The 4672-nt window shown below is 30.4% G+C and carries 2 pseudogenes; both read left to right on the forward strand.

Going from position 1 to position 4672, the window contains the following annotated elements:
* A pseudogene (locus RWN11_RS07245) lies at positions 1-2506 on the forward strand (hypothetical protein); the annotation flags it as partial.
* Positions 2507-2751: 245 nt separating this feature from the next.
* A pseudogene (locus RWN11_RS07250) lies at positions 2752-4672 on the forward strand (peptidase); the annotation flags it as partial.

The raw sequence follows: 4672 nt of genomic DNA on the forward strand, positions 1-4672 counted from the left end.
GTTTTCATATAATATAAATATAGATCCATTTGCCGAAGGAACAAATATTACTTCTAGCGGAGGAAATATTATCGTTAAAGTTAAATCTTTCAATATTGATGGTACAGAAAGTAGTGCAACAAAAACATATATTTTACCATTCGAAAAAGAAACTCTTGACAAAGCAGAGACAACATTAAACATAAATAATAAAGAATATACTGCAACTCTTTCATCAAAAAATAAATTCTTATTAGATGAAGATGTAACTATTAAAACTACTCCTGTTTCCGAAAGAATCATGAATCACACTCTAGATAGCAAAGTACAAGAACTAGGACTAACAAAAGTTAATTCTTTTAAATTTGATTTAACGAAAAAAGATGGTTCTAAATTCACTCCTCTTGACAAAGATGGTTGGAACATTAATGAAAATCCAATATTTACACTTAATATAGCTGGATATGAAGCTACCGCAAATACGCAAGTATACATCTACGAAAATGGAACTCTTCGTCTAATCCCTTCTACACCTTCTAAAAAAGGAGTAGAATTTAATGTAAATAGCGATGAAGCTTATTTTGTTATTGCTGAAAAAGATTCTCAAATATTGAAAAAAGAAAAAATTATGGAGTTGAATAATAAAGTAAGCGAAATAGAAAAAATACTCTCTGATACAAGTACAATTTCAACTGCAAAAGCAAATCTTGAAGCTGAACTTGAAAAAATCAAAAAAACTCTAGCTAGACCAAAAGCAAGTTTATCAAACATTGTATTACATTTAGAAAATCTTGATATTAATCTTAAAAAATTAAAATCAGAAAAAAACACAGATCTTAAATATTTACAGAATAATTTTGAAAATTTAACACATATAGTAAACTCTGACATATTGTCTCAATTATTAACTAAAGAAAAATTAGAAGAACTGAAAGCATTAGTTTCAAAAACAAATAACTCTCTAAATGACGCTTTATCACTTCAAAATAATATAAAAGAATTGTATGAATCTTTAAACAATTTATCATATAAATATCCAACTCAAGATATAGACTACTCTATTAAGAAATTCTACAGACCTACTGAGACATCAATGGCTAATCAGGTATTTACAAACAAAGGTAAATTAATTTTTACACCTGATAAAACGTATTTAGATTTAGATTTAAAAACGATGCTATTCGGTTCAATGCACTCTCACCTATTAGAAATAGATGTATTCAAAAATAAAATAGATGGTGAAAAAGTTAAATACTTCGTAGTTAATAAATACGATGATTTAAATTCTTTAACAGGAGAAATCGGAAATTTTGATAAAAAATTAATAGTAGAACTAGAAAAAGAAGTAAAAAATAGTTATGATATCAGAGTGCCAAACGATGGAATGGGTAATTCTAGACCTGAAGCTAAATTAGTAATAACTACTAATATTAATAGACCTGAAGTACTATCTGACGAGGAGAAAGCTCGTATTGAAGCGGAAAAACTTGCTAAAGAAAAAGAAGCTGCCGCTCGTCTTGAAAAAGAAAGATTAGAAAATGAGGCAGCTGCCAAAGCTCAGGCGGAAAAAGAAAAACTTGCCAAAGAAAAAGAGGAAGCCGCTCGTCTTGAAAAAGAAAGATTAGAAAATGAAGCGGCTGCTAAAGCTCAGGCGGAAAAAGAAAAACTTGCCAAAGAAAATGCAGAAAAAGTTCGTATCGAAGCAGAGAGACTTGCTAAAGAAAATGCGGAAATTGAAAAACTAGAAAAACTAAAATCTGAAACAGTCGATGGTATTATGAAAGATAGCAGCATTTCAGAAGATGAAAAAGAAAAGCTTAAAGCAATTATAAATAATGCTACTCTTAAAGATACTTTGGTAGCTACTGTGAAAAACGTGGGTGAAATTAGTAACATTAGTGTTTCATTTAACAACTCTAATATTAAAGCAACTCAATTTGTAGCCGTAGAAGCTGACGAAAAGAATACAACTAAAGTAGAATCTTTAGTTAAAAATACTGATGAAAACATGCAAGTAATAAAAACGATTGATCTTTATTTTAAAGATGAAAAAGGAAATAAAATCGATAAGAAAGGTGAAACTCGTACCGTTACTGTAGCGCTATTAGCTAATGAGAATGAAAAATTAGAGGTGTATTATGTAAATAATAATAACCTTGAAAAAATTCCAAGCATTTATAAGGATGGAAAATTAACATTCTTTACAAATCACTTCAGTTTATATACTATTATTAAAAATGTAACAACGAACCAAGCTGCTTCTAACATTAATATAACACCTACTGATACACCTACATCATACAAAGATAATGCATCGGTTCAATCTGTACTTCCAGAATTCAATAGAAATTCTTCAACTAACAACACATATTCAGAAGCAACAAAAACAAATGTTCAAGAAATAAAACATATAGCTACAAACAATAAAACATTAGCAAAAACAGGAACGACTACTACAGCTACAGATTTTTTAGGATTAATTCCATTACTTTCTGCAGTAATATTACGTAGAAAAACTAATAAATAATAATCATTATCAAATGAGTTTAGAAATTTTCTAAACTCATTTGTTTTTTTATTTTGTGTCTAAATTGTGACTTATATTTGAATCTTTCGAGAAAAAAACTCTTATTTCAGAGTTTAAATGATACTAATTATCATTTTTTTCTTTATTTTTTTTTGTTTTTGTAATATAATAGTGATAACGATTTAATATTTAATCAAAACAATAAAATCTAATTTAAATACAAAATAAAGGAGACTCTTATTTATATGAAAAATACAACATTATTAAAAGTTTTGTCTGCAACTGCTATATTTTCAGCAATTGCAGCTATTGAAGCATATGATCAAGACAGCTTTGCTTATGCAGCAGAAACACCTGTTGTTGCAAGCAATCCGGCAACAGCAACCGCTCCTACAGCAGTTACTCCAACTACAACACCAACACCAACAACAGCTACTCCTGCAGCGAACTCTGCTACTGCATCATCTACAGCTCCAGCAACTACTTCGCCAAAAGCTGAAGAGCCAGCTACTGTAGCTCAAGATGTTAAAGCTTTAAAAGATGGTGAATATAAGATTACTGCTGAAGCCTTAAAATTCTATGAAGAAGGTCGCCCTTCTATGGCTGCAGCTGCAATAGACAATGATAAAACAAAATTAATTGTAAAAAATGGTCAATATTCTGTAAATGTTTCATTTAAGCCTATCACATTTGGTGGTCTTACTGGTTACTTAGGAGATTTAAAATACTATGATGGTGATAAAACTCATGAAAATCGTAAAGAAATTCAAGATAGTGAGTTTAAAAACTCAACTATAGTTGAGAATTATAGTGCCAGTGAAACTGATAACTTTGTAGATGCATATAAAGAAAAATTCCCAAATCGTACTGTTTATCCAAAAACAGTTAACTATAATGTGGATAAAAATAAAATCGATTCAAATAATAAACTAGAAACATATACTGAAGTGTTTGTTCCTGTTATGGCTTCAATTAATCCAGCTTTCGGAACTCAAAAAATGACTTTAAAATTTGACTTAACTTCACTTTCTAGAACAAAAGTAACTGCAGATAACTACGAAGCTGCTACATACAAAAATCCTAATAAAGATGTAGAATATAAAGGAACTATAAAAACACATATTAATGGGGAGGTAAAAATAGGTTTCCCAGATGGTGGAATTCACGTTCAAGGACACTTTAGAAATGCTAACAACAATGATGAAGAGTCTCTATATGGTTCTGCATTAGATAGCTACGTTAGAGTTGAAAAAGTTGGAGAAAAATATAAATATACATTAAGATTCAAAAAAGGTCTTGCTAATGTAGGTGGAGAATTCTATCCATTTGAATTGAAAAAATTAGCATACGAAGGTAAAGACGTTCCTTTTACTACACTAGCTAAAAATGCTGATTCATCTATTAACGAAGCATCTATAACAACTGATAAACTTTTAGAAAAAATTCAGTTAGATGGAACCGCTCCTTATCCTAATGGAGCATTAATGTCTCACTTTGTTACATTACAACTATACTATGATACTGCAACTGCTTATAAAGAAAGACCAGCTAAAATCGAAGAAGTAGTGGTGCCTGCTAAACCAAAACCAGTCACTCCTACACCTGCACCGGTGAAACCTAGAGAAGATCCTGCACCTGCTAAACCAGCATTCCCTGATCATGTGGTATCTGCTGATAAAGTACCTACTACTTTCCCTGTTACTGTAAAAGGGGAATTAAACGGTAGAACAACTGGTACTGCTTCAGCCTATGAAAATGTATTTGTTAAAGATGTAAAAGTTGAAAAAGTTGGAGACAAATATCAATACACTATTCAAGTTAAAGAAGGGAACTCTACTAACTCTATGTTACGTAACAAACCTTTCACAGTTTCTAAACTTACATACAAAGGAACTGAGGTTAACTTTACTGAAGTTGATGCAGCTACTAAACTAAAAGAAGGGAAAATCTTAACTGATTCTTTATTAGATAAAATTCAAGTAGATACTATTATCAAAGTGGAAACAAAAAAGAAAACAAAAACTGGTACTAGATCAATATACGAAGAAAGATCTGCTGAGAGTACAATAGCATTAGACTTCCCTACTGTAGAAGCTACTAAAGAAGAAGCCGCTAATAATTCAGTACCGGCTAAAATTTATGATGCTAGTGTTGCTAATAAACTAT

It is taken from the genome of uncultured Gemella sp. (genome assembly GCF_963519265.1).
In the GTDB taxonomy this organism is placed as follows: Bacteria; Bacillota; Bacilli; order Staphylococcales; family Gemellaceae; genus Gemella.